Origin of the sequence: Flavobacterium sp. DSR3-2, assembly GCF_049896525.1 — a bacterium.
Taxonomy (GTDB): domain Bacteria; phylum Bacteroidota; class Bacteroidia; order Flavobacteriales; family Flavobacteriaceae; genus Flavobacterium.
In genome coordinates this window covers 120,315-139,712 of the sequence record NZ_JAFCUM010000007.1, presented here as the reverse complement: position 1 = coordinate 139,712, position 19,398 = coordinate 120,315, and the positions used below count along the sequence as shown (strand labels likewise).

25 protein-coding genes are annotated in these 19,398 nt (G+C 35.5%); 21 read left to right on the top strand and 4 right to left on the bottom strand.

What is annotated here, in order from left to right; genetic code table 11:
* Positions 1-157: 157 nt before the first annotated feature.
* Positions 158-928: a rhomboid family intramembrane serine protease gene (locus tag ACP7AV_RS10375; protein ID WP_426091885.1), complete on the top strand. Its 771-nt coding sequence runs from the start codon at positions 158-160 to the stop codon at positions 926-928.
* 54 nt (positions 929-982) lie between these two features.
* Here the strand turns inward: ACP7AV_RS10375 and rlmB are convergent, their stop codons facing one another.
* The 4 genes from rlmB to ACP7AV_RS10355 all read right to left on the bottom strand — a co-directional run bounded on the left by rlmB (position 983) and on the right by ACP7AV_RS10355 (position 8,113).
* Positions 983-1,717, bottom strand: a complete 735-nt coding sequence (gene rlmB, locus ACP7AV_RS10370; protein ID WP_426091884.1) for a 23S rRNA (guanosine(2251)-2'-O)-methyltransferase RlmB — start codon at positions 1,715-1,717, stop codon at positions 983-985.
* 69 nt (positions 1,718-1,786) lie between these two features.
* Positions 1,787-3,232, bottom strand: coding sequence for a SusD/RagB family nutrient-binding outer membrane lipoprotein (locus ACP7AV_RS10365; protein ID WP_426091883.1), 1,446 nt, complete (start codon positions 3,230-3,232; stop codon positions 1,787-1,789).
* 10 nt (positions 3,233-3,242) lie between these two features.
* Positions 3,243-6,485, bottom strand: coding sequence for a SusC/RagA family TonB-linked outer membrane protein (locus ACP7AV_RS10360; protein ID WP_426091882.1), 3,243 nt, complete (start codon positions 6,483-6,485; stop codon positions 3,243-3,245).
* An 83-nt stretch (positions 6,486-6,568) separates the two neighbouring features.
* Positions 6,569-8,113, bottom strand: a complete 1,545-nt coding sequence (locus ACP7AV_RS10355) for a hypothetical protein (RefSeq protein ID WP_426091881.1) — start codon at positions 8,111-8,113, stop codon at positions 6,569-6,571.
* Between the two features lie 334 nt (positions 8,114-8,447).
* On the opposite strand from ACP7AV_RS10355, the gene rpsL reads away from it, so the two are divergent.
* The 20 genes from rpsL to rplF all read left to right on the top strand — a co-directional run bounded on the left by rpsL (position 8,448) and on the right by rplF (position 19,391).
* Entirely contained in the window at positions 8,448-8,831 is a 384-nt protein-coding gene (gene rpsL, locus ACP7AV_RS10350) for a 30S ribosomal protein S12 (protein WP_007136570.1), read from the top strand.
* A gap of 72 nt (positions 8,832-8,903) precedes the next feature.
* Positions 8,904-9,380, top strand: coding sequence for a 30S ribosomal protein S7 (gene rpsG / locus ACP7AV_RS10345; RefSeq protein WP_035668130.1), 477 nt, complete (start codon positions 8,904-8,906; stop codon positions 9,378-9,380).
* Between the two features lie 10 nt (positions 9,381-9,390).
* Positions 9,391-11,547: an elongation factor G gene (fusA, locus tag ACP7AV_RS10340; protein WP_091203670.1), complete on the top strand. Its 2,157-nt coding sequence runs from the start codon at positions 9,391-9,393 to the stop codon at positions 11,545-11,547.
* A gap of 11 nt (positions 11,548-11,558) precedes the next feature.
* Positions 11,559-11,864, top strand: coding sequence for a 30S ribosomal protein S10 (rpsJ, locus tag ACP7AV_RS10335; protein ID WP_011963470.1), 306 nt, complete (start codon positions 11,559-11,561; stop codon positions 11,862-11,864).
* Positions 11,865-12,019: 155 nt separating this feature from the next.
* Positions 12,020-12,637: a 50S ribosomal protein L3 gene (gene rplC, locus ACP7AV_RS10330; protein WP_091203669.1), complete on the top strand. Its 618-nt coding sequence runs from the start codon at positions 12,020-12,022 to the stop codon at positions 12,635-12,637.
* Positions 12,637-13,266 carry a 50S ribosomal protein L4 gene (rplD, locus tag ACP7AV_RS10325; protein WP_426063434.1) on the top strand — a complete coding sequence of 210 codons (630 nt, stop codon included), beginning with the start codon at positions 12,637-12,639 and terminating at the stop codon, positions 13,264-13,266. Before rplC ends, rplD begins: the two co-directional genes overlap by 1 nt.
* Positions 13,267-13,272: 6 nt before the next feature.
* A complete protein-coding gene (gene rplW / locus ACP7AV_RS10320; protein ID WP_073018945.1) occupies positions 13,273-13,563 on the top strand; it encodes a 50S ribosomal protein L23 in 291 nt (96 codons plus the stop codon).
* Positions 13,564-13,569: 6 nt separating this feature from the next.
* Positions 13,570-14,394 (top strand): 50S ribosomal protein L2, encoded by an 825-nt coding sequence (gene rplB / locus ACP7AV_RS10315; RefSeq protein ID WP_059114053.1) that lies wholly within the window; start codon positions 13,570-13,572, stop codon positions 14,392-14,394.
* Between the two features lie 6 nt (positions 14,395-14,400).
* Complete coding sequence (gene rpsS, locus ACP7AV_RS10310) at positions 14,401-14,679, top strand: 30S ribosomal protein S19 (RefSeq protein WP_007136562.1); 279 nt, start codon at positions 14,401-14,403, stop codon at positions 14,677-14,679.
* A 6-nt stretch (positions 14,680-14,685) separates the two neighbouring features.
* Positions 14,686-15,096: a 50S ribosomal protein L22 gene (gene rplV, locus ACP7AV_RS10305; RefSeq protein ID WP_091203668.1), complete on the top strand. Its 411-nt coding sequence runs from the start codon at positions 14,686-14,688 to the stop codon at positions 15,094-15,096.
* A gap of 6 nt (positions 15,097-15,102) precedes the next feature.
* Complete coding sequence (gene rpsC / locus ACP7AV_RS10300) at positions 15,103-15,861, top strand: 30S ribosomal protein S3 (protein ID WP_426063435.1); 759 nt, start codon at positions 15,103-15,105, stop codon at positions 15,859-15,861.
* A gap of 19 nt (positions 15,862-15,880) precedes the next feature.
* A complete protein-coding gene (rplP, locus tag ACP7AV_RS10295) occupies positions 15,881-16,306 on the top strand; it encodes a 50S ribosomal protein L16 (RefSeq protein ID WP_007803637.1) in 426 nt (141 codons plus the stop codon).
* Positions 16,307-16,319: 13 nt separating this feature from the next.
* Positions 16,320-16,505, top strand: coding sequence for a 50S ribosomal protein L29 (gene rpmC, locus ACP7AV_RS10290; RefSeq protein WP_091173697.1), 186 nt, complete (start codon positions 16,320-16,322; stop codon positions 16,503-16,505).
* Between the two features lie 17 nt (positions 16,506-16,522).
* On the top strand, positions 16,523-16,783 hold the full coding sequence (gene rpsQ / locus ACP7AV_RS10285; protein WP_091203665.1) for a 30S ribosomal protein S17: 261 nt from the start codon (positions 16,523-16,525) through the stop codon (positions 16,781-16,783).
* Positions 16,784-16,785: 2 nt separating this feature from the next.
* Entirely contained in the window at positions 16,786-17,154 is a 369-nt protein-coding gene (rplN, locus tag ACP7AV_RS10280; RefSeq protein ID WP_026717863.1) for a 50S ribosomal protein L14, read from the top strand.
* Between the two features lie 12 nt (positions 17,155-17,166).
* Positions 17,167-17,481, top strand: a complete 315-nt coding sequence (rplX, locus tag ACP7AV_RS10275; RefSeq protein ID WP_091203664.1) for a 50S ribosomal protein L24 — start codon at positions 17,167-17,169, stop codon at positions 17,479-17,481.
* Between the two features lie 2 nt (positions 17,482-17,483).
* A complete protein-coding gene (gene rplE, locus ACP7AV_RS10270; RefSeq protein WP_426063436.1) occupies positions 17,484-18,035 on the top strand; it encodes a 50S ribosomal protein L5 in 552 nt (183 codons plus the stop codon).
* A 3-nt stretch (positions 18,036-18,038) separates the two neighbouring features.
* The gene (rpsN, locus tag ACP7AV_RS10265; RefSeq protein ID WP_007136553.1) at positions 18,039-18,308 is read left to right on the top strand and encodes a 30S ribosomal protein S14; all 270 of its coding nucleotides are present in this window, start codon (positions 18,039-18,041) and stop codon (positions 18,306-18,308) included.
* 123 nt (positions 18,309-18,431) lie between these two features.
* Complete coding sequence (gene rpsH, locus ACP7AV_RS10260; protein WP_026707006.1) at positions 18,432-18,830, top strand: 30S ribosomal protein S8; 399 nt, start codon at positions 18,432-18,434, stop codon at positions 18,828-18,830.
* An 18-nt stretch (positions 18,831-18,848) separates the two neighbouring features.
* Entirely contained in the window at positions 18,849-19,391 is a 543-nt protein-coding gene (gene rplF, locus ACP7AV_RS10255; RefSeq protein WP_426063437.1) for a 50S ribosomal protein L6, read from the top strand.
* Positions 19,392-19,398: the final 7 nt, after the last annotated feature.

The window sequence follows — 19,398 nt, the reverse complement described above, 5'->3', positions numbered from 1 at the left end:
TCTTGTTGAAAAAACAAAATATAAAAGGATGCCGTTTCTATCTGGGCTAGGCTGTTGTTAAAAAATGCATAATCAGTTTAAATATGACAAAATAGCATTAAATTATTTTTGGACAAGTATTTGAAACAGGAGTAGAGTATATAATTGCTAGTTACTTATGGACAAACATTTTAAATTCACGAATTTAGTCATTGGACTGCCTCTTTTTTTTGTGCTTGTATTGTGGTTTGTCTTTTGGCTCGAAATCCGATTTGACTTTGATTTTGTCCAAAATGGAATTTACCCTCGAACATTTTCAGGTTTGCAAGGAATTATTTTTAGTTCGTTCATTCATGCGGACATGAAACATTTGTACAATAATTCTTTTCCGTTACTAATACTTTTGGCTTCCTTACAATTTTTTTATGCAAAACAATCACTTCAGGTCATTGGTTACGGAATTATTTTGTCCGGCTTTATTACTTGGATGATCGGCAGAGATAATTATCATATTGGTGCAAGCGGACTAATATATGTACTTTTCAGTTTTGTTTTTTTTAAAGGAATCCAGACTAGGTATAGTCGTCTTGTAGCATTGTCACTTGCCGTTATTGTGGTGTATGGCGGATTGGTTTGGTATATTTTTCCAACACCAACTGTCGAAGGTGAAAATTCTATTTCTTGGGAAGGACATTTGGGAGGGTTACTGACAGGATTGCTTCTTTCAATTATTTATAAAACTCCTGAGTATAAAAAAATCATTAAGTATGATTGGGAACATGTAAATTTTGATCCTTCAGAAGATAAATTTATGCAACGTTTTGATGCTAATGGAAATTTTGTTAATTTACCAAAAGTTGAGGTTGAAGAACAACAACAGGAATTGTTAACGTATTATACTTCCGTTTTTCAGGTAAATTATGAAGTTGTTACAAATGAGAAAAAATGAATCATAACTGAAGTTATAATTCATTTTTTAGAAGAAGATGTTATAATAAAAATTCTAAGATCGTTGTCGTACCGCTTCATATAAAAAAGCACCACAGGCTACAGAAACGTTTAATGAACCAATCGTTCCAAACATTGGAAGTTTAGCCTTCTCGTCAACAATTTTTAGAACCGATGGGTTCACACCACGATCCTCTGAGCCCATAATGATAGCTACAGGTTCATTCAAAGAAAGGTCATAAATGTTTTGATCCGTTTTCTCAGTGGCCGCAACGGTCTTTATACCACTAGCCTGCAATAAGAAGATAGCGTCTTTGATGTGTTCTACTTTACAAATTGGAATATTAAAAACCGCGCCCGCAGATGTTTTTACCGTATCACCATTCACAGGTGCTGAACCCGCTTTTTGAACGATGATTCCATTTACTCCTGTACACTCAGCCGTTCTTATGATAGCACCAAAATTACGGGCATCTGATATTTGATCCAAAATCAAAAACAAAGGTTTTTTTCCGTTTTCAATTACTGATTCGATCAAAGATTCCAAATCGAAGAAAGAGATAGGGGATATGGTAGCTACAGCACCTTGATGGTTATTAGGCGTAAGTCTGTTTAATTTTTCAACAGGAACATAGGAAAAGTTGATGTTTCCGCGCTTCATCACCTTCATTAAGTCTTTCATTAGTTCGCTGCTTGCTTCCTTTTGAATATAAACTTTGTCTACCGTTGCGCCTGCTTGTATTGCTTCAATTATCGCTCTAATCCCAAATATTTGATGTTCTTTTTCCATGGTGCAAATATATAAAAAAAAACCACCCCAAAAAGTGGGATGGTTTTTAATAATAGAATTAAGTAACAATTAGAATTTGTCCCAGAATATTTTTGTGGTTAACAAATCGCCACCGATTGCATTTGATGCTGTCGTATAGTTTGTTTTGTTAACTTGTTGTTCAAGAACAGGATAAGCCATTCTTACGGGAACTTTTCCTCCAGCGTTGGTAATAGCAGTACTTGGCGCTGTTAAAGCAGGAAAGTCTAACCTTCTCCAGAAATTCCAAGAAGTTAATCCTTGATTGTACATAGCTACCCATGCCTGCTCTCCAATTGATTTTTTCCAATTAGTAGCATTGAATGGATTTGTAGTAAGGTAGTTTCTTGCTTCTGCATCAGAACCGCCCCATTCTTTGATTGAAGCTGTTACGGCAGTATAATACGCAAGAGCAGCAGCTGTCGGATTCCAACGGGCATTAGCTTCAGCAATATAAAAAGCAACTTCAGTGTAGTTTAAGATAATCCCTGGTGTTGTTGCATTGTACGCATACGATCCTATATGTGAGAAATCACCAAATTCTCCACCTTGACCAATAATTTGGCCTACATAACCTCCGCCGGTAACCTGTTCATAGTAATTATCTATTCTTGGATCATTTGAGGCTTTCATGTAATCCACTAATGTTTTACCAGCAAAGAAATCATCTCTACCATTTGCAACAAGATTTTCATACAAAGGATTGAAGTTCGGAGATGCTGCAAGATATTGAAATTGACAATTTCCAGCTGGCGACATTATTACTCCTCCTGCAATGGCTTGTAGCGCTGTAGCTTGGGCTAAAGTAGGATTTGCATCAGCAATAGCGATCGCAAGTTTTAATTTTATAGAATTTGCTAATGCTTTCCATTTAGCAATATTTCCACCGTAGTATATGTCCCCATCATTAAAAGATTTAAAGCCAGTTGCATTGGTGTTTAGATTTGTGATGTCTTCATTAATCCTTTTAATTAAGTCAATATAGATGGTCGATGCATCATCATATGCGGGTAATGGAAAATCGTTCACATTAGCACCTTGGGTGTACGGTACGTTGCCAAAAGTATCAACTAGATTTTGATAAGTGTAAACCTGTAATACATCAATAATAGCTAATTGGTTTTTTTTGTTAACTGGCCATCCGGCTGCTTGATCTGCAGTGGGAGCATAATTAGTAATGATTTCTTTGGCTTTGCCTAAATTATTGATTACCCTTACATAGTTTCGTGAAAATATATTATTTGAAACATTTCTATTTGTAAAATCATAATTACTCTCATTTACGTATGTAGTTTCTTGCCAATATTGCATTGTAAGTCTAAAGTTATTGATGTTAACACTTGGTGTATTAACATAGTCGCTTAATTCTTTTTCTGCGAAATTCAAGAGCGATCCTGGTACTGCATTATAGGCGCTATTGGTATCGGTATTTATATCTTCGCTAACACATGCTGTCATTAACAAACAAATGGTTAGTATTGTTATGATTTTTTTCATTTTCATCTTTTTAAAAATTAACTTTAACATTGAAAGAAATATTTCTCGTAGTGGGCATAGGTCCAGACTGGTAACCTTGAGTGTTACCGGATGATAGTCCAGCTTCAGGATCAGCGTAAGGTAAACTTTTGTCTATGATCCATAGGTTATTGCCTACCACACTAAAAGATGCACCTTTTATTGATTTTCCCAGAATGCTTGACGGAAGACTGTAAGTTAAAATTACTTCTCGTAGTTTCACAAATCCAGCATCATACACGAACGCGGCAGCGGGAGGATCAGTACCCAATACTTGACTTGATTCAGACCTGTCTAATCTTGTTGTATTGGTTACATACAACGGTTGCCCGTTAGTAGGAGTATAAGTAGGATTAGCCATCACGCCTTGTAAAAGTTCCCCTCCCCCATTAGCTAGAGTGTTTCTGACAGGATTTCCTAAATCATTTGTTCCAACAGAATTAGCATAGATTCCTGTTCCGTAACCGTAATATTGGTCAAGTGAAAATATACTGCCTCCTTTTTTGATATCAATTAAAAAACTGAAAGAAAGGTTTTTGTACGTAAACTTATTATTTATGCCTCCTGACCAATCTGCTTGGTATGTTCCTAATTGATTATCTGTGGTTGTAGAAATGACATAACCGCCATTATCACCAATTATTCGATTTCCAAGATCATCTAGCACGTAAGTTGTTCCCCAAATAGAACCATAATCGCGATTCAATGGAGCATTAATGCTGATGCCACCTTGAAGGGAATTAATATTAATGTTTTCAATTCCAGGAGCCAATTCTGTAACTTTTGTGTTTGGATTTGCCCAGTTTACATTTACATCCCAGTCAAAATTCTCTGTTTTGATTGGTGTAAAATTAAGTGATACCTCAAACCCTTTTGTTGTCAATGTTCCTGCGTTTATAGTTGTAAACGCTGCCCCTGTTGCCGTTGATACGGGTAGTGGTAAAATTTGGTCAAAAGCTTTGTTCTCAAAGTATGCTACGTCAAAGCCTAATCTATTTTTTGCAAATTGCATATTTAAACCAAATTCGATATTATCCAGCTGTTGTGGCTTTAGATTTGGATTTTTAGCATTTGTATTGTAAGAATAAACAGGTGTTTGAAAAGGCGTAAGTGAATTATAAGTATTCTGTAATTGATTTGGATCTGTATCTGAGCCTACTTGTGCGTATGCGGCTCTAAATTTACCAAAATTGATAAATTCAACATCTTTTAACCAATTTGAGAAAACGACAGTTCCGGAAATCGCTGAATACCAATATGCATTATTTTCAACTGGTAATGCAGACGATTGATCTCTTCTTACAGAGCCTTCTAAATAGTACGTTCCTTTATAACCTAAAGTAGCCTGTGTAAATAAACCAAGAATTTGTTTTTTAGTATCAACAATTCTAGGTAATGTTGGAGCTGATACTGAGTTAGATATTGTGTATAATCCCGGTATAAATAAGCCGCCTGAGGTTGATTGTTGATTTGAAAATTTATTTTGTACGTTATAATTGGTACCTACAATAACGTTTAAATTTAATTCTTCTGCTAAATCTTTTTTGTACGTCGCCAAGAAGTCATAATTTTGTTCGCTAAAATTATAAAGATCCAATGCATATCCCGAAGGTTGAGCAGGTAGATTAGCTAAATTTGAGTTTGAGCCGATGACATTTGGATAAGATCCAACAGCTAATCTGTCTTCTGTTCTTAAAGTAAATCCATCAGTACCTACTCTTCCTAGTAAACTAAATTCTTCTGATACGTCGTAAGTTACGCTTGCATTAGCAGCAAACCGTTCTCTTGAATCGGTATTGTAGTTTTGGTTTCTTTGAAAATAAGGATTGTCCCAATACGCAGGGGAAATATTAGTTGCACTTCTTTGATTCCACGTGTAATTTTGCTGACCTAAATTGTAAAACTGCTTTTGTTCCTTGATATCGACATTGGTTGCCCACCATTGTCTAAAGTTAGACATTACATTTCCATTATATCCAGTCGCGTTTCTGTTTCTCGTGTTTTGATTAACATAAGTTGCATTGAAATTAGAGCTTAATTTATCGTTAAACTTATAACTTGCTGCTGCATTAAAGTTGTTTTTACTTAATAAAGCGTTTGGCAAAACATCATCACTTTTTGTGTTTGAGTAAGTCAGTCTATAAGTCGCTTTGTCTGAACCACCGCTTAAAGAGATATTATTAATTGTTGAAGTTGCTGCTTCAAAAAAGGTTTCAGGAGTATTCTGTGCAACAACCCAAGGAGTTGCTTGCCCAAAAGTAGCTGATCCAGGTACAAAAGCGTCATACTGAAAGACAAGAGATCCGTCATATTTTGGTCCGTAAGAAGCGTCGTCTCCAGTTCTTGCTCTTGGCTGTCCATTAAATGATGAAAAAAATTGTCCGAAGTAACCTTGGCCATATTCAGTTTGGTATTTTGCAAAAGTAGACTTATCAATCGTAGATCTGGTGTAAGAGGAAGAAAATTCTACTGCTAGATCATTACCTGCCTTTCCTTTTTTTGTTGTAATTATTATGGCTCCGTTTTGTGCACGTGATCCATATAATGCTGTAGCAGCTGCGCCTTTAAGTACATTGATTTCTGCAATGTTATTCGGATTAATATCCGATGCCGCATTACCAAAATCTAAACCTCCACGACCACTTTTTTGGTCGCCACTGTTTACGTTGCTGTTTAATATTGGTACTCCATCCACGACAAATAATGCTTGGTTATCCCCTAACAAAGATTTAAAACCTCTAAGAACTACATTTGTAGATCCTCCAAAGTTTGTTCCAGTAGTTACACTAAGTCCCGCAACTTTACCAGATAAATTGTTAACAAAATTTCCAGTTGGCACAGTTGACACTTGTTCAGCCGTAACTTGTTGTGAAGAATAACCAAGAGATTTTTTTTCTCGTTTAATTCCCAATGCTGTTACCACGACAGCGTCAAGTTCATTTGTAGCGTCGTTTAATTTTACGTTAATAATTAATGAGCTTGCTGTCTTTTCTTGAGTCATCATTCCGATATAACTAAATATCAAGACTTGGCTTGGAGTTGCTCTGATAGAAAATTTTCCATCAAAATCAGTTTGTGTTCCAGTTTGCGTTCCTTTCACTAATACACTCACACCTGGTAAAGGCAATCCTGCATTATCAGAAACAACACCTGAAACAGCTCTTTCTTGCGCCAAGGTAACTTGCGCCACAAGTACTAAAAGTAGTACTAAGAATCCATTAAACTTTAGTTTCATTTTTAAATATTTTGAATTAGTCCTGCAATTTCTTAATAATTTGTTAACTTTCCTAATATATGAATCTCTAATTTACGCACTGATTAAAATTTAACATTATAACTGATATGTACAATTGTGTTATATATTTCAAATTTTTGATTTTTGGCATGGCCATTTGCTATGGCTAATTTGAAAAATCCGTTTTTGGTGTGTAGTCCCATTCCTAGACCAATTCCAAGTAAGGTGTCTTTTATGTCGGTGCTTTTGTCTTCGTAATAAGCGTAGTCTAAGATGGTGTGTATATAAAAATCGGGCGATAGTGTATAGCGGTATTCGGTAAGAATAGAAGTTATTAAATAAGCCTGTAAACTATTTTCTGTGAATCCTCTTATGCTGTTAAATCCCCCGAAACGAAAAAGTTCATTTACAACATAGGTATTACTTTGTAGAAAGTAATTATGACTATTAATATTTATCGCGTTCTTTTTATTTAAGTTAAAATTATGTGAAGCTTGAACGCTTAAAAAAAACTGATTGCTTTTTGTGTTATTTTCTAATTGATTTTTAATTTCGCGCTTTCCGGTTCCGGCAGTTATCAAAACAAAAGTTTTTATCGGAAAAGTAAAATTAGCTAAGTCAAGTTTTGTGTAATTAAAACTGGATGTTAAAAATGAATTGCTAAAATCGCTTACCGATGTGTCTATTGAGTTTTGAATGTCGCTCGATTCTGTGGTTTGGTAACCCAAATATAAACGGGTGTTGTAATTTGGGAAGTAGCTTAAATCAATTGCGCTTTTTGTGTTTTGAAAAGTGCTGTCTTGTCTGAATAAGTGAATTTGGGCTTTTAATCCTATTGGGCTTTTGAGTAAATACGGAAGTTCAATGCTTGCGTTAAATGTTTTTTGATCATTTCCGTCGCTTTTCCAGTAAACAGCTAATTGTTCTCCGGAACCTAAAATATTTTCAAGTTTTACATCTAAGTATCCATTTAGAATTATTTTTTTGTTTTCATTATTTGAAAATCCAATAAAGCCATCAAAAGTGTTTGATTTTTTTTTCTCAAGATATACATAAACTTTTGTTGTGTCTTTCGTAAATAAAATTTCTGGATATTTCACTTGGTTAATAAATCCAAATTTCTCAAAATCATTATAAATTTTGTCTACTATTTTTTGATTAAAAACGCCATTTTTATATTTTCGGTTAATTTGCGCTAAATGTCCATTGGGAAATTTATTGGATCGGCTGTTTTCTGCGTAATTGACTATGATGGAGTTTAGTGTTCTTTTCGTGTCTGATTCCATTTTTAAATCGGCATAAATTTTAGTGTCGACTCTTCTTATGTTTGTTAGTTTCAGTTTTGCTAATGCGAATCCGTTTTGCTCTAATTTCTCAACAGTTTGCTTTAAAAAAGAATTAATTTCTGTGTAGGGTAATTTTACAGTGTCGTTTACTTTACTTGGTTCAGTTGAGTTTTCGAGAATTAAATTTGTACCTATATATATATGTATTGTTTTTATTTTTTTTCCTAATGTAAAATTGGCTATGTAAACTGAGTCCTTCGTTTTATTAAATTCAACGGTACTATTATCTATATAGCCTATTTCGGATAATTTTTCTGAAAGTTTGATTATCTCTTCGCGCACTGACTTAGTATTCTGGTGAGCTGTATTGTATTTTAAGGAGTCTATAGTTTTTGTTTCTAATGAGTTGCTTCCGGATATTAACAATCGGAAATTTTGTGCCGAGCAATTGAGGCAAAAATTTAGAAAGAAGAATAAAATAATTATAAATTTCAAGTGAATATGTGTTTTTAATAAAAGTAATGTAAATATCTAATGTTTGTGATAAAAATCAAATGATAAAATAATCTTATTGAAAATTAATAGATTAACTTTTGTAGAGTAAAAAATATTTTCTACATTTGCAACCCCGTAAAAAGCGGGAATTTAATATAATAAGAAATTTTTAGTATTAATTATGCCAACAATTCAACAATTAGTAAGAACAGGAAGAACTCAGATAACTAAGAAGAGTAAATCGGTTGCTTTAGATTCTTGTCCTCAAAGAAGAGGGGTTTGTACGCGTGTTTACACTACAACACCAAAAAAACCAAACTCTGCAATGCGTAAAGTAGCGCGTGTACGTTTGACAAATGGTAATGAAGTAAATGCTTACATCCCTGGTGAAGGACACAATTTACAAGAGCACTCGATAGTATTAGTTAGGGGTGGAAGGGTAAAAGATTTACCAGGAGTTAGATACCACATCGTTCGTGGTGCGCTTGATACGTCAGGAGTAGCAGGAAGAACGCAAAGAAGATCTAAGTACGGAGCAAAACGCCCAAAAGAAGCAAAAAAGTAATTTAAAAAGTTATTACATAAGGATGTGATTAGTCGCATTCTTACAAGTATGACCTTTTATTAAAAAAAAGACATGAGAAAAAGAGCGGCAAAGAAAAGACCACTTTTACCAGATCCAAGGTTTAATGACCAACTGGTAACACGTTTTGTGAACAACTTAATGTGGGATGGAAAAAAATCGACAGCGTTTAAAGTATTTTATGATGCAATTGACATCATTGAGTCTAAAAAACAAGATGCAGAGAAACCATCATTAGAAATTTGGAAAGATGCGTTAACCAATGTTATGCCTCACGTAGAAGTACGTAGTCGTAGAGTAGGTGGAGCTACATTTCAAATTCCAATGCAAATTCGTCCAGATAGAAAAATTTCTATGGCTATGAAATGGTTAATTCTTTACTCTAGAAGAAGAAACGAAAAATCTATGGCTCAAAGGTTAGCTTCAGAATGTTTAGCTGCGGCTAAAGAAGAAGGAGCAGCTGTTAAGAAAAGGATGGATACTCACAAAATGGCAGAAGCTAACAAAGCATTCTCTCACTTTAGATTTTAATTCTTAAGAAATGGCTAGAGATCTTAAATATACAAGAAACATAGGAATTGCTGCTCACATTGATGCTGGTAAAACAACGACAACGGAGCGTATATTATTCTATACAGGAAAATCACACAAAATTGGTGAAGTACACGATGGTGCTGCAACAATGGACTGGATGGCACAAGAGCAAGAGAGAGGTATTACAATTACTTCTGCTGCAACAACTTGTGAATGGAACTTTCCAACTACACAAGGTAAAGTTTTGCCTGAAACATTACCTTATCACTTCAATATTATTGATACACCGGGACACGTTGACTTTACAGTTGAAGTAAACCGTTCGTTGCGTGTACTTGATGGTTTGGTTTTTTTATTTAGTGCTGTTGATGGTGTTGAGCCGCAATCGGAAACTAACTGGAGACTAGCGGATCAATACAGAGTACCACGTATTGGATTCGTTAATAAAATGGATAGACAAGGTTCTAACTTCTTGATGGTTTGTCAACAAGTAAGAGATATGTTAAAATCAAACGCAGTTGCAATCACTTTGCCAATTGGCGAAGAGAATGATTTCAAAGGTGTTGTTGATTTAGTAAGAAACCAAGCTATAGTTTGGGATGAAGAAGGTATGGGAGCAACTTACGAGATTGTGCCTATTCCAGAAGATATGCTTGAAGAAGTGAAAGAATACAGATCGATTCTTATCGAAGCAGTAGCTGATTATGATGAGACTTTGCTTGAAAAATTCATGGAAGATGAAAACTCAATCACAGAGGAAGAAATCAACATTGCTTTACGAGCAGCTGTAATGGATATGGCTATCATTCCGATGATTGCTGGTTCTTCTTTCAAAAACAAAGGAGTTCAATTCATGTTAGATGCAGTATGTAAATATTTGCCGTCTCCAATGGATAAAGATGGTATTGAAGGAATTCATCCTGATGACGCTGATTTATTAGAAGAAGATCAAACTAAAATATTGCGTAAGCCAGATGTTAAAGAGCCGTTCGCTGCTTTAGCTTTTAAAATTGCTACTGACCCATTCGTAGGTCGTTTAGCTTTCTTCCGTGCTTATTCAGGACGTTTAGATGCTGGTTCTTATGTCTTGAATACCCGTTCAGGAAACAAAGAAAGAATTTCTCGTATCTATCAAATGCATGCTAACAAGCAAAACCCAATTGATTATATTGAAGCTGGTGATATTGGAGCGGCAGTTGGATTTAAAGATATTAAAACTGGAGATACATTGTGTGATGAAAAGAACCCAATTATCTTAGAAAGTATGAAATTCCCTGCACCGGTAATTGGTATTGCAATTGAGCCTAAAACTAAAGCGGACGTAGATAAAATGGGTATGGCTTTGGCTAAATTAGCCGAAGAGGATCCTACATTTACTGTTAGAACAGATGAAGCTTCAGGGCAAACTATTATCTCGGGTATGGGTGAGCTTCACTTGGATATCTTAGTTGATAGAATGAGACGTGAATTCAAAGTGGAAGTAAACCAAGGTGAGCCTCAAGTTGAATATAAAGAAGCATTTACAAAGTCTGCTCAACACAGAGAAACGTACAAGAAACAATCTGGTGGTCGTGGTAAATTCGGTGATATCGTATTTAGATTAGAGCCAGCTGATGAAGTTGATGGTAAAGCTCCTGTGGGATTGCAGTTCGTTAATGCCGTCAAAGGTGGTAACGTTCCCAAAGAATATATTCCATCTGTAGAAAAAGGTTTCAGAGAAGCTATGAAAACAGGTCCTTTAGCAGGATACCAAGTTGATAGTTTGAAAGTAACTTTATTAGACGGATCTTTCCACCCGGTGGATTCTGATGCACTTTCTTTTGAGCTTGCAGCAAGAATGGGGTATAGAGAGGTAGCTAAGGCAGCGGGTGCTGTTATATTAGAGCCAATCATGAAAATGGAAGTGATTACACCAGAAGAAAACATGGGAGATATCGTAGGTGATATCAACCGTCGTAGAGGTCAGGTGAATGATATGGGTGATAGAGCTGGTGCAAAAACCATAAAAGCAGATGTGCCATTATCTGAAATGTTTGGATACGTTACTACGTTAAGAACACTTTCATCAGGTAGAGCAACATCTACTATGGAATTTTCACACTACTCTGAAACGCCTTCTAATATTTCGGAAGCAGTTATCAAAAAAGCAAAAGGAAACGCATAATCTTTAAGAAAATGAGTCAAAAAATCAGAATAAAATTAAAATCTTACGATCACATGTTGGTAGACAAGTCTGCTGAGAAGATTGTAAAAACGGTAAAAAGTACCGGTGCAGTTGTTACAGGACCAATTCCATTGCCAACGCACAAAAAACTTTTTACAGTGCTACGTTCTCCACACGTTAACAAAAAAGCGAGAGAGCAATTTGAAGTAATGTCATACAAGAGATTAATTGACATTTATTCATCTTCATCAAAAACTATTGATGCTTTGATGAAACTTGAATTGCCTAGCGGTGTTGAAGTAGAGATCAAAGTTTAAATAGCTTACTAGTAAGAAAAGAACGCTGTTTTTAAGCGAAAAATATTTTTTTGGTTTGTGTGTAAATAAGTTATACATTTGCACCCACTAAAAAAATAAGATTCGGTTAAAAGCTGCGTTCTATATTTATATTTAATAATTAATAATTAATATTTATGTCTGGGTTAATTGGTAGAAAAATCGGCATGACTAGCATCTTCGACGAGAACGGGAAGAACATTCCTTGTACTGTAATCGAAGCTGGTCCATGTGTTGTTACCCAAGTCAGAACCAAAGGTGTTGACGGGTACGAAGCGTTGCAACTTGGTTTCGATGACAAAAACGAGAAACATTCCACGAAAGCGGCTTTAGGTCACTTTAAAAAAGCGGGAACTGTAGCTAAGAAAAAAGTCGTTGAATTCCAAGATTTCGCAACTGAGCAAAAATTAGGAGATCTTATTGATGTTTCTATTTTTTCTGAAGGAGAATTTGTAGATGTACAAGGTGTATCTAAAGGTAAAGGTTTTCAAGGGGTTGTAAAACGTCACGGTTTTGGTGGTGTTGGTCAAGCAACTCACGGTCAACACAACCGTTTAAGAGCGCCAGGTTCTGTAGGAGCTTCTTCTTATCCATCTAGAGTATTCAAAGGAATGCGTATGGCTGGAAGAATGGGAGGAGACAATGTAAAAGTTCAAAACCTTAGAGTTTTAAAAGTAGTAGCTGAAAAGAACCTACTTGTTATAAAAGGATGTATTCCTGGTCATAACAACTCTTATGTAATCATTCAGAAGTAATGGAAGCAAAAGTATTAGATTTCAACGGAAAAGATACTGGAAGAAAAGTGCAACTTTCTGATTCAGTATTTGGTATAGAACCAAACAATCACGCAGTATATCTTGATGTTAAGCAATATCTTGCTAATCAAAGACAAGGAACGCACAAAGCAAAAGAAAGAGCTGAAGTTGCGGGAAGTACTCGTAAGATTAAAAAACAAAAAGGAACTGGTACTGCTCGTGCGGGTAGTGCAAAGAATCCATTGTTTAAAGGTGGTGGAACAGTTTTTGGACCAAGACCAAGAAGTTATTCATTTAAATTGAATAAAAGCTTGAAACGTTTGGCTAGAAAATCTGCTTTCTCAATTAAAGCAAAAGAATCAAACATTATCGTTCTTGAAGACTTTAATTTTGAAACACCAAACACTAAAAATTTCATTAATGTTTTGAAGGCTTTAGAGTTAGAAAATAAAAAATCCCTGTTTGTGTTGGGTGATGTGAATAAAAATGTATATTTGTCGTCACGCAATTTAAAAGGCTCTAATGTAGTAAGTAGCTTAGAATTAAGTACTTACGCTATATTAAACGCTAATAATTTAGTGCTTTTAGAGAGTTCTTTGGAGATAATTGAAGAAAATTTAAGTAAATAATAGGATATGAGCATCATAATTAAGCCTATAGTAACGGAAAAAGTAACCAAAGAAAGTGAAGTTCTGAACCGCTTCGGATTCGTTGTTGACAAAAAAGCAAATAAAGTGCAAATTAAGAAGGCTATTGAAGCTGCTTATGGAGTAACTATTTTGAGTGTTAACACGATGAACGTAAGACCGGACAGAACTACAAAATACACTAAAAGTGGTTTAATCAGTGGAAAGACAAATGCTATTAAAAAAGCAATTGTTCAAGTACAAGAAGGACAAACAATTGATTTTTACAACAATATCTAAGATAAAATGTCAGTAAGAAAATTAAAACCTATTACCCCAGGTCAGCGATTTAGAGTTGTGAATGGTTATGACGCCATTACAACTGATAAGCCGGAACGCTCTTTGATAGCGCCGATAAAAAACTCTGGTGGTAGAAATAGTCAAGGAAAGATGACCATGCGTTATACGGGTGGTGGTCACAAGCAGAGATATCGTATTATTGATTTTAAACGTACAAAAGAAGGAATTCCGGCTACAGTGAAATCAATTGAATATGATCCAAATCGTACTGCTTTTATCGCTTTGTTAGCATATGCTGATGGAGAGAAAACGTATGTTATTGCTCAAAACGGATTGAAAGTAGGTCAGAAACTTGTTTCTGGTCCAGAATCTCAACCTGAAATTGGTAATACTTTACCTTTAAGCAGAATTCCATTAGGAACTGTTATTTCTTGTATCGAATTGAGACCAGGACAAGGGGCTGTAATCGCTCGTTCTGCTGGAACATTTGCTCAGTTAATGGCAAGAGATGGAAAATATGCTACAATTAAAATGCCTTCTGGGGAGACAAGGTTGATCTTGTTGACTTGTTCGGCTACAATTGGAGCAGTTTCTAATTCAGACCATCAATTAGTTGTATCTGGTAAAGCTGGTAGAACAAGATGGTTAGGAAGAAGACCTAGAACAAGACCTGTTGCAATGAACCCTGTCGATCACCCAATGGGTGGTGGTGAAGGACGTTCTTCTGGTGGACATCCACGTTCAAGAAATGGAATACCAGCAAAAGGTTATAGAACTCGTTCTAAGAAAAACCCGAGTAACAAGTATATCGTAGAACGTAGAAAGAAATAATAAGATATGGCACGTTCATTAAAAAAAGGACCTTTCGTTCATTATAAGTTAGACAAGAAAGTTCAGGAAAACATCGCTGGTGGAAATAAAGGAGTTGTAAAGACTTGGTCTAGAGCTTCAATGATTACTCCAGACTTCGTTGGACAAACAATTGCAGTTCATAACGGTCGTCAATTTGTACCAGTTTACGTAACAGAAAACATGGTAGGTCACAAATTAGGAGAATTTTCACCAACTAGATCTTTTAGAGGTCATGCTGGAGCAAAAAATAAAGGTAAAAAATAAGAAGCAATGGGAGTTCGTAAAAGAGAAACAGCAGATGCAAGAAAAGAGGCTAACAAGTCATTGGCTTTTGCAAAGTTAAATAACTGCCCTACTTCACCTAGAAAAATGCGCTTAGTAGCAGATCTAGTAAGAGGTCAGAAGGTAGAAAGAGCACTTAACATCTTAAGATTTAGTTCTAAAGAAGCTTCAAGAAAATTAGAAAAATTGGTTTTATCTGTAATTGCCAACTGGCAAGCAAAAAACCCTGATGCTAATATGGAAGAAGCTGGTTTATTTGTTAAAACGATTACAGTTGATGGTGGTATGATGTTGAAAAGACTTCGTCCAGCTCCACAAGGTCGTGCTCACAGAATCAGAAAACGTTCTAATCACGTAACAATCGTGCTTGGATCTATTAATAACACACAAGCAATTTAATACAAGATGGGACAAAAGACAAATCCAATTGGAAATAGACTTGGTATCATCAGAGGATGGGACTCAAACTGGTATGGTGGAAATGATTACGGTGATAAGCTTGCCGAAGATTATAAAATCAGAAAGTATATCCATGCTCGTTTATCAAAAGCTAGTGTATCAAAAGTAATCATTGAGAGAACTTTGAAACTTGTAACCGTTACTATCACTACTGCCAGACCTGGTATCATTATCGGTAAAGGTGGACAAGAGGTAGACAAGTTAAAAGAAGAACTTAAGAAAATTACTGACAAAGAGGTTCAAATCAACATCTTTGAAATCAAAAGACCTGAACTTGACGCGTATCTAGTTGCTACAAGCATCTGTCGTCAAATTGAAAGCAGAATTTCTTACAGACGTGCAATCAAAATGGCTATTGCTGCCTCTATGCGTATGAACGCAGAAGGTATCAAAGTTTTGATTTCTGGTCGTTTGAATGGCGCAGAGATGGCTCGTTCAGAGGGTTTCAAAGAAGGTAGAATTCCTCTATCAACTTTCAGAGCTGACATTGATTATGCTTTGGCTGAGGCTCATACTACTTATGGTAGAATGGGAATCAAAGTATGGATCATGAAAGGTGAAGTTTACGGAAAGAGAGATCTTTCTCCACTTGCCGGAATGGACAAAAAACAGTCTGGTGCTGGCGGTAAAGGTAATGATTCTCCAAGAGGAGATAGAAAACCTTTTAACAAAGGTGGAAAACCAGACGCTCGTAAACGAAAGTAAATTTTTAAACTAAAGAAAAATGTTACAGCCTAAAAGAACAAAATACCGCAAGGTACAAAAAGGTAAAATGAAAGGGAATTCTCAAAGAGGACATGAACTTTCTAATGGAATGTTTGGTATTAAATCTGTACATGAAGATGGAATGTTCTTAACCTCTCGTCAAATCGAAGCTGCACGTATTGCTGCAACTCGTTTTATGAAAAGAGAAGGACAATTATGGATCAAAATATTTCCAGACAAACCAATTACTAAGAAGCCTCTTGAGGTACGTATGGGTAAAGGTAAAGGGGCAGTTGAGTATTGGGCTGCCGTTGTTAAACCCGGAAGAATTATGTTTGAAGTTGGAGGAGTACCTTTGTCAGTTGCAAAAGAGGCGTTACGTCTTGCGGCTCAAAAGCTTCCAGTAAAAACTAAATTCGTCGTTGCTAGAGATTTCGAAGCATAATCTATATTATATTATGAAACAATCAGAAATAAAAGATCTTTCTGCAGCAGAGTTGCAAGAAAAGCTTAGCCAGACTAAGAAAACATATGCTGATCTAAAAATGGCTCACGCTATTTCGCCAATTGAGAATCCACTTCAAATTAGGGGTGTAAGAAGAACAGTTGCAAGATTAGCTACCGAACTTACTAAAAGACAATAACTGTAGTCTGCTGAAAGATGGAAGAAAAAAGAAATTTAAGAAAAGAAAGAGTTGGTGTTGTTACTTCTGACAAAATGGATAAATCTATTGTTGTTGCTGAAGTACGTAAAGTAAAACACCCGTTATACGGTAAGTTCGTGTTGAAAACTAAAAAGTATCACGCACACGACGAAAAGAACGACTGTAACGTTGGAGATACTGTAAGGATTAGCGAAACGCGTCCCTTAAGTAAGACAAAATGTTGGAGGTTAGTTGAAATCTTAGAAAGAGCTAAATAATTATGGTACAACAAGAATCAAGACTAAAAGTAGCAGATAACACTGGAGCAAAGGAAGTTTTAACTATCCGTGTTTTAGGAGGTACCAAAAGAAGGTATGCCTCTGTTGGTGACAAGATTGTAGTTTCTATCAAAGATACTGCTCCTAACGGAAGCGTTAAAAAAGGAGCTGTTTCAACTGCAGTTGTTGTACGTACCAAAAAAGAAGTAAGAAGAGCCGATGGTTCATACATTAGATTTGATGACAACGCATGTGTGTTATTGAATGCTGCTGGTGAAATGAGAGGAACTCGCGTTTTTGGTCCGGTAGCAAGAGAACTTCGTGAAAAACAATTCATGAAAATTGTATCATTAGCACCAGAAGTGCTTTAATTCGTTTTTAAGATGATAAAGCTAAAAATAAAATCAGGTGACATTGTAAGAGTAATTGCTGGAGACCATAAAGGTGCTGAAGGTAAGGTAGTGCGTGTATACCGTGAGAAGAATAAAGCGATTGTTGAAGGTGTAAACATGGTTTCAAAACATACTAAACCTAGTGCAAAAAGCCCTCAGGGTGGTATCGTAAAGAAAGAAGCTTCTATACAAATATCTAATATTTCTTTAATTGATCCTAAAACTAAGGAAACAACTAGAGTAGGTATTAGAGTAGAAGGAGATAAGAAAGTAAGATTTTCAAAAAAATCTAATCAAGTACTATAGTAATGGAGTATATACCTAGACTAAAAGAAGAATATAAGAGCAGAGTAATTGCTGCTCTTAAAGAGGAATTCGGATACGTAAACGTAATGCAAGTTCCAAAACTGGAAAAAATCGTTTTAAGTAAAGGAGTTGGTGCAGCTGTATCTGATAAAAAACTTATTGACTATGCAGTTGATGAGTTAACAAAGATCACTGGACAGAAGGCAGTATCTACTATTTCAAAGAAAGACGTTGCGTCATTCAAATTGAGAAAAGGGATGCCTATTGGAGCAAAAGTTACTTTGCGTGGAGAAAGAATGTATGAGTTTTTAGACAGACTTATTACTTCAGCTTTACCACGTGTTAGAGATTTCGGTGGCATTAAAGCTACTGGTTTTGACGGAAGAGGAAATTACAACCTTGGAGTTTTGGAACAAATCATTTTCCCAGAAATTGATATTGATAAAGTAAACAAAATTTCAGGAATGGATATTTCTTTTGTAACTAGCGCAAAAACAGACAAAGAAGCAAAGTCTTTATTAACAGAATTAGGATTACCTTTTAAAAAGAATTAAGACATGGCTAAAGAATCAATGAAAGCCCGCGAGGTTAAGAGAGAAAAAACAGTAGCTAAGTATGCAGAGAAAAGAAAAGCTTTGTTAGAAGCTGGAGATTTCGTAGGTTTGCAAAAGTTACCAAAAAATGCTTCGCCAGTTCGTTTGCACAATCGTTGTAAATTAACAGGTAGACCAAGGGGGTATATGCGTCAATTCGGTCTTTCACGTGTTACATTTCGTGAAATGGCAAATAACGGATTGATACCTGGGGTTAAAAAGGCATCTTGGTAAGACGTAATTTATTACGTACTGATACAGACTTAACTTACGTTTTGTCTGTATCATAAACATTTATAAATTGGTTTTAGGTTCGGCAAATCGTTTGTTGAAAACCAAAACCGCAAATTAATACATATGTATACAGATCCTATTGCAGATTATTTGACAAGAGTTCGTAACGCTGTGGCTGCAAACCACAAAGTTGTCGAAATTCCTGCTTCTAATCTAAAAAAAGAAATAACTAAGATCTTATTTGATCAAGGTTATATCTTGAGTTACAAATTTGAAGACAACGCTGTTCAGGGTTCAATCAAAATCGCTTTGAAGTATGATAAAGATACTAAAGAGTCAGTAATTAAAGATATCCAAAGAATTAGTAAACCAGGTTTACGTAAATATTCAAGTTCGTCAAGTATTCCTAGAATCCTTAACGGATTAGGAATTGCTATTGTTTCTACTTCTAAAGGTTTAATGACTGGAAAGAAAGCTAAACAATTAAATGTTGGTGGCGAAGTAATTTGTTACGTATACTAATTTTAAAGACTATATAAGATGTCAAGAATAGGTAAAAACCCAGTAACAATACCAGCAGGAGTAACTGTTTCAGTTGCTGATGGTATTATTACGGTAAAAGGAAAAAATGGTCAACTAACTCAGGAGTTTTCGGACGTAACTGTAACAGTTGAAGGGGATCTAGTTCAAGTAGATAGGTCTTCTGATCACAAAGACCAAAGAGCAAAACACGGTTTGTACAGATCTTTAATCAATAACATGATTATCGGTGTAACAGATGGTTTTACTAAGTCATTAGAATTGGTAGGAGTTGGTTATAGAGCTTCAAATCAAGGACAAAAATTAGATTTAGCACTTGGTTACTCTCACAATATAGTTCTAGAAATTGCTCCAGAAGTAACTTTAGAAACGATATCTGAAAAAGGTAAAAACCCGATCGTTAAGTTAACATCATTTGACAAACAACTTTTAGGTCAGGTAGCTGCGAAAATCAGAGGTTTCCGTAAACCTGAGCCGTACAAAGGAAAAGGTGTTAAATTTGTAGGTGAAGTATTAAGAAGAAAAGCAGGTAAATCAGCTTAAAAAATAA

Coding starts and splice junctions, on each gene's coding strand:
- ACP7AV_RS10375 (WP_426091885.1), top strand. CDS start 158: ATGGACAAACATTTTAAATTCACGAATTTAGTCATTGGACTGCCTCTT.
- rlmB (WP_426091884.1), bottom strand. CDS start 1,717: ATGGAAAAAGAACATCAAATATTTGGGATTAGAGCGATAATTGAAGCA.
- ACP7AV_RS10365 (WP_426091883.1), bottom strand. CDS start 3,232: ATGAAAAAAATCATAACAATACTAACCATTTGTTTGTTAATGACAGCA.
- ACP7AV_RS10360 (WP_426091882.1), bottom strand. CDS start 6,485: ATGAAACTAAAGTTTAATGGATTCTTAGTACTACTTTTAGTACTTGTG.
- rpsL (WP_007136570.1), top strand. CDS start 8,448: ATGCCAACAATTCAACAATTAGTAAGAACAGGAAGAACTCAGATAACT.
- rpsG (WP_035668130.1), top strand. CDS start 8,904: ATGAGAAAAAGAGCGGCAAAGAAAAGACCACTTTTACCAGATCCAAGG.
- fusA (WP_091203670.1), top strand. CDS start 9,391: ATGGCTAGAGATCTTAAATATACAAGAAACATAGGAATTGCTGCTCAC.
- rpsJ (WP_011963470.1), top strand. CDS start 11,559: ATGAGTCAAAAAATCAGAATAAAATTAAAATCTTACGATCACATGTTG.
- rplC (WP_091203669.1), top strand. CDS start 12,020: ATGTCTGGGTTAATTGGTAGAAAAATCGGCATGACTAGCATCTTCGAC.
- rplD (WP_426063434.1), top strand. CDS start 12,637: ATGGAAGCAAAAGTATTAGATTTCAACGGAAAAGATACTGGAAGAAAA.
- rplW (WP_073018945.1), top strand. CDS start 13,273: ATGAGCATCATAATTAAGCCTATAGTAACGGAAAAAGTAACCAAAGAA.
- rplB (WP_059114053.1), top strand. CDS start 13,570: ATGTCAGTAAGAAAATTAAAACCTATTACCCCAGGTCAGCGATTTAGA.
- rpsS (WP_007136562.1), top strand. CDS start 14,401: ATGGCACGTTCATTAAAAAAAGGACCTTTCGTTCATTATAAGTTAGAC.
- rplV (WP_091203668.1), top strand. CDS start 14,686: ATGGGAGTTCGTAAAAGAGAAACAGCAGATGCAAGAAAAGAGGCTAAC.
- rpsC (WP_426063435.1), top strand. CDS start 15,103: ATGGGACAAAAGACAAATCCAATTGGAAATAGACTTGGTATCATCAGA.
- rplP (WP_007803637.1), top strand. CDS start 15,881: ATGTTACAGCCTAAAAGAACAAAATACCGCAAGGTACAAAAAGGTAAA.
- rpmC (WP_091173697.1), top strand. CDS start 16,320: ATGAAACAATCAGAAATAAAAGATCTTTCTGCAGCAGAGTTGCAAGAA.
- rpsQ (WP_091203665.1), top strand. CDS start 16,523: ATGGAAGAAAAAAGAAATTTAAGAAAAGAAAGAGTTGGTGTTGTTACT.
- rplN (WP_026717863.1), top strand. CDS start 16,786: ATGGTACAACAAGAATCAAGACTAAAAGTAGCAGATAACACTGGAGCA.
- rplX (WP_091203664.1), top strand. CDS start 17,167: ATGATAAAGCTAAAAATAAAATCAGGTGACATTGTAAGAGTAATTGCT.
- rplE (WP_426063436.1), top strand. CDS start 17,484: ATGGAGTATATACCTAGACTAAAAGAAGAATATAAGAGCAGAGTAATT.
- rpsN (WP_007136553.1), top strand. CDS start 18,039: ATGGCTAAAGAATCAATGAAAGCCCGCGAGGTTAAGAGAGAAAAAACA.
- rpsH (WP_026707006.1), top strand. CDS start 18,432: ATGTATACAGATCCTATTGCAGATTATTTGACAAGAGTTCGTAACGCT.
- rplF (WP_426063437.1), top strand. CDS start 18,849: ATGTCAAGAATAGGTAAAAACCCAGTAACAATACCAGCAGGAGTAACT.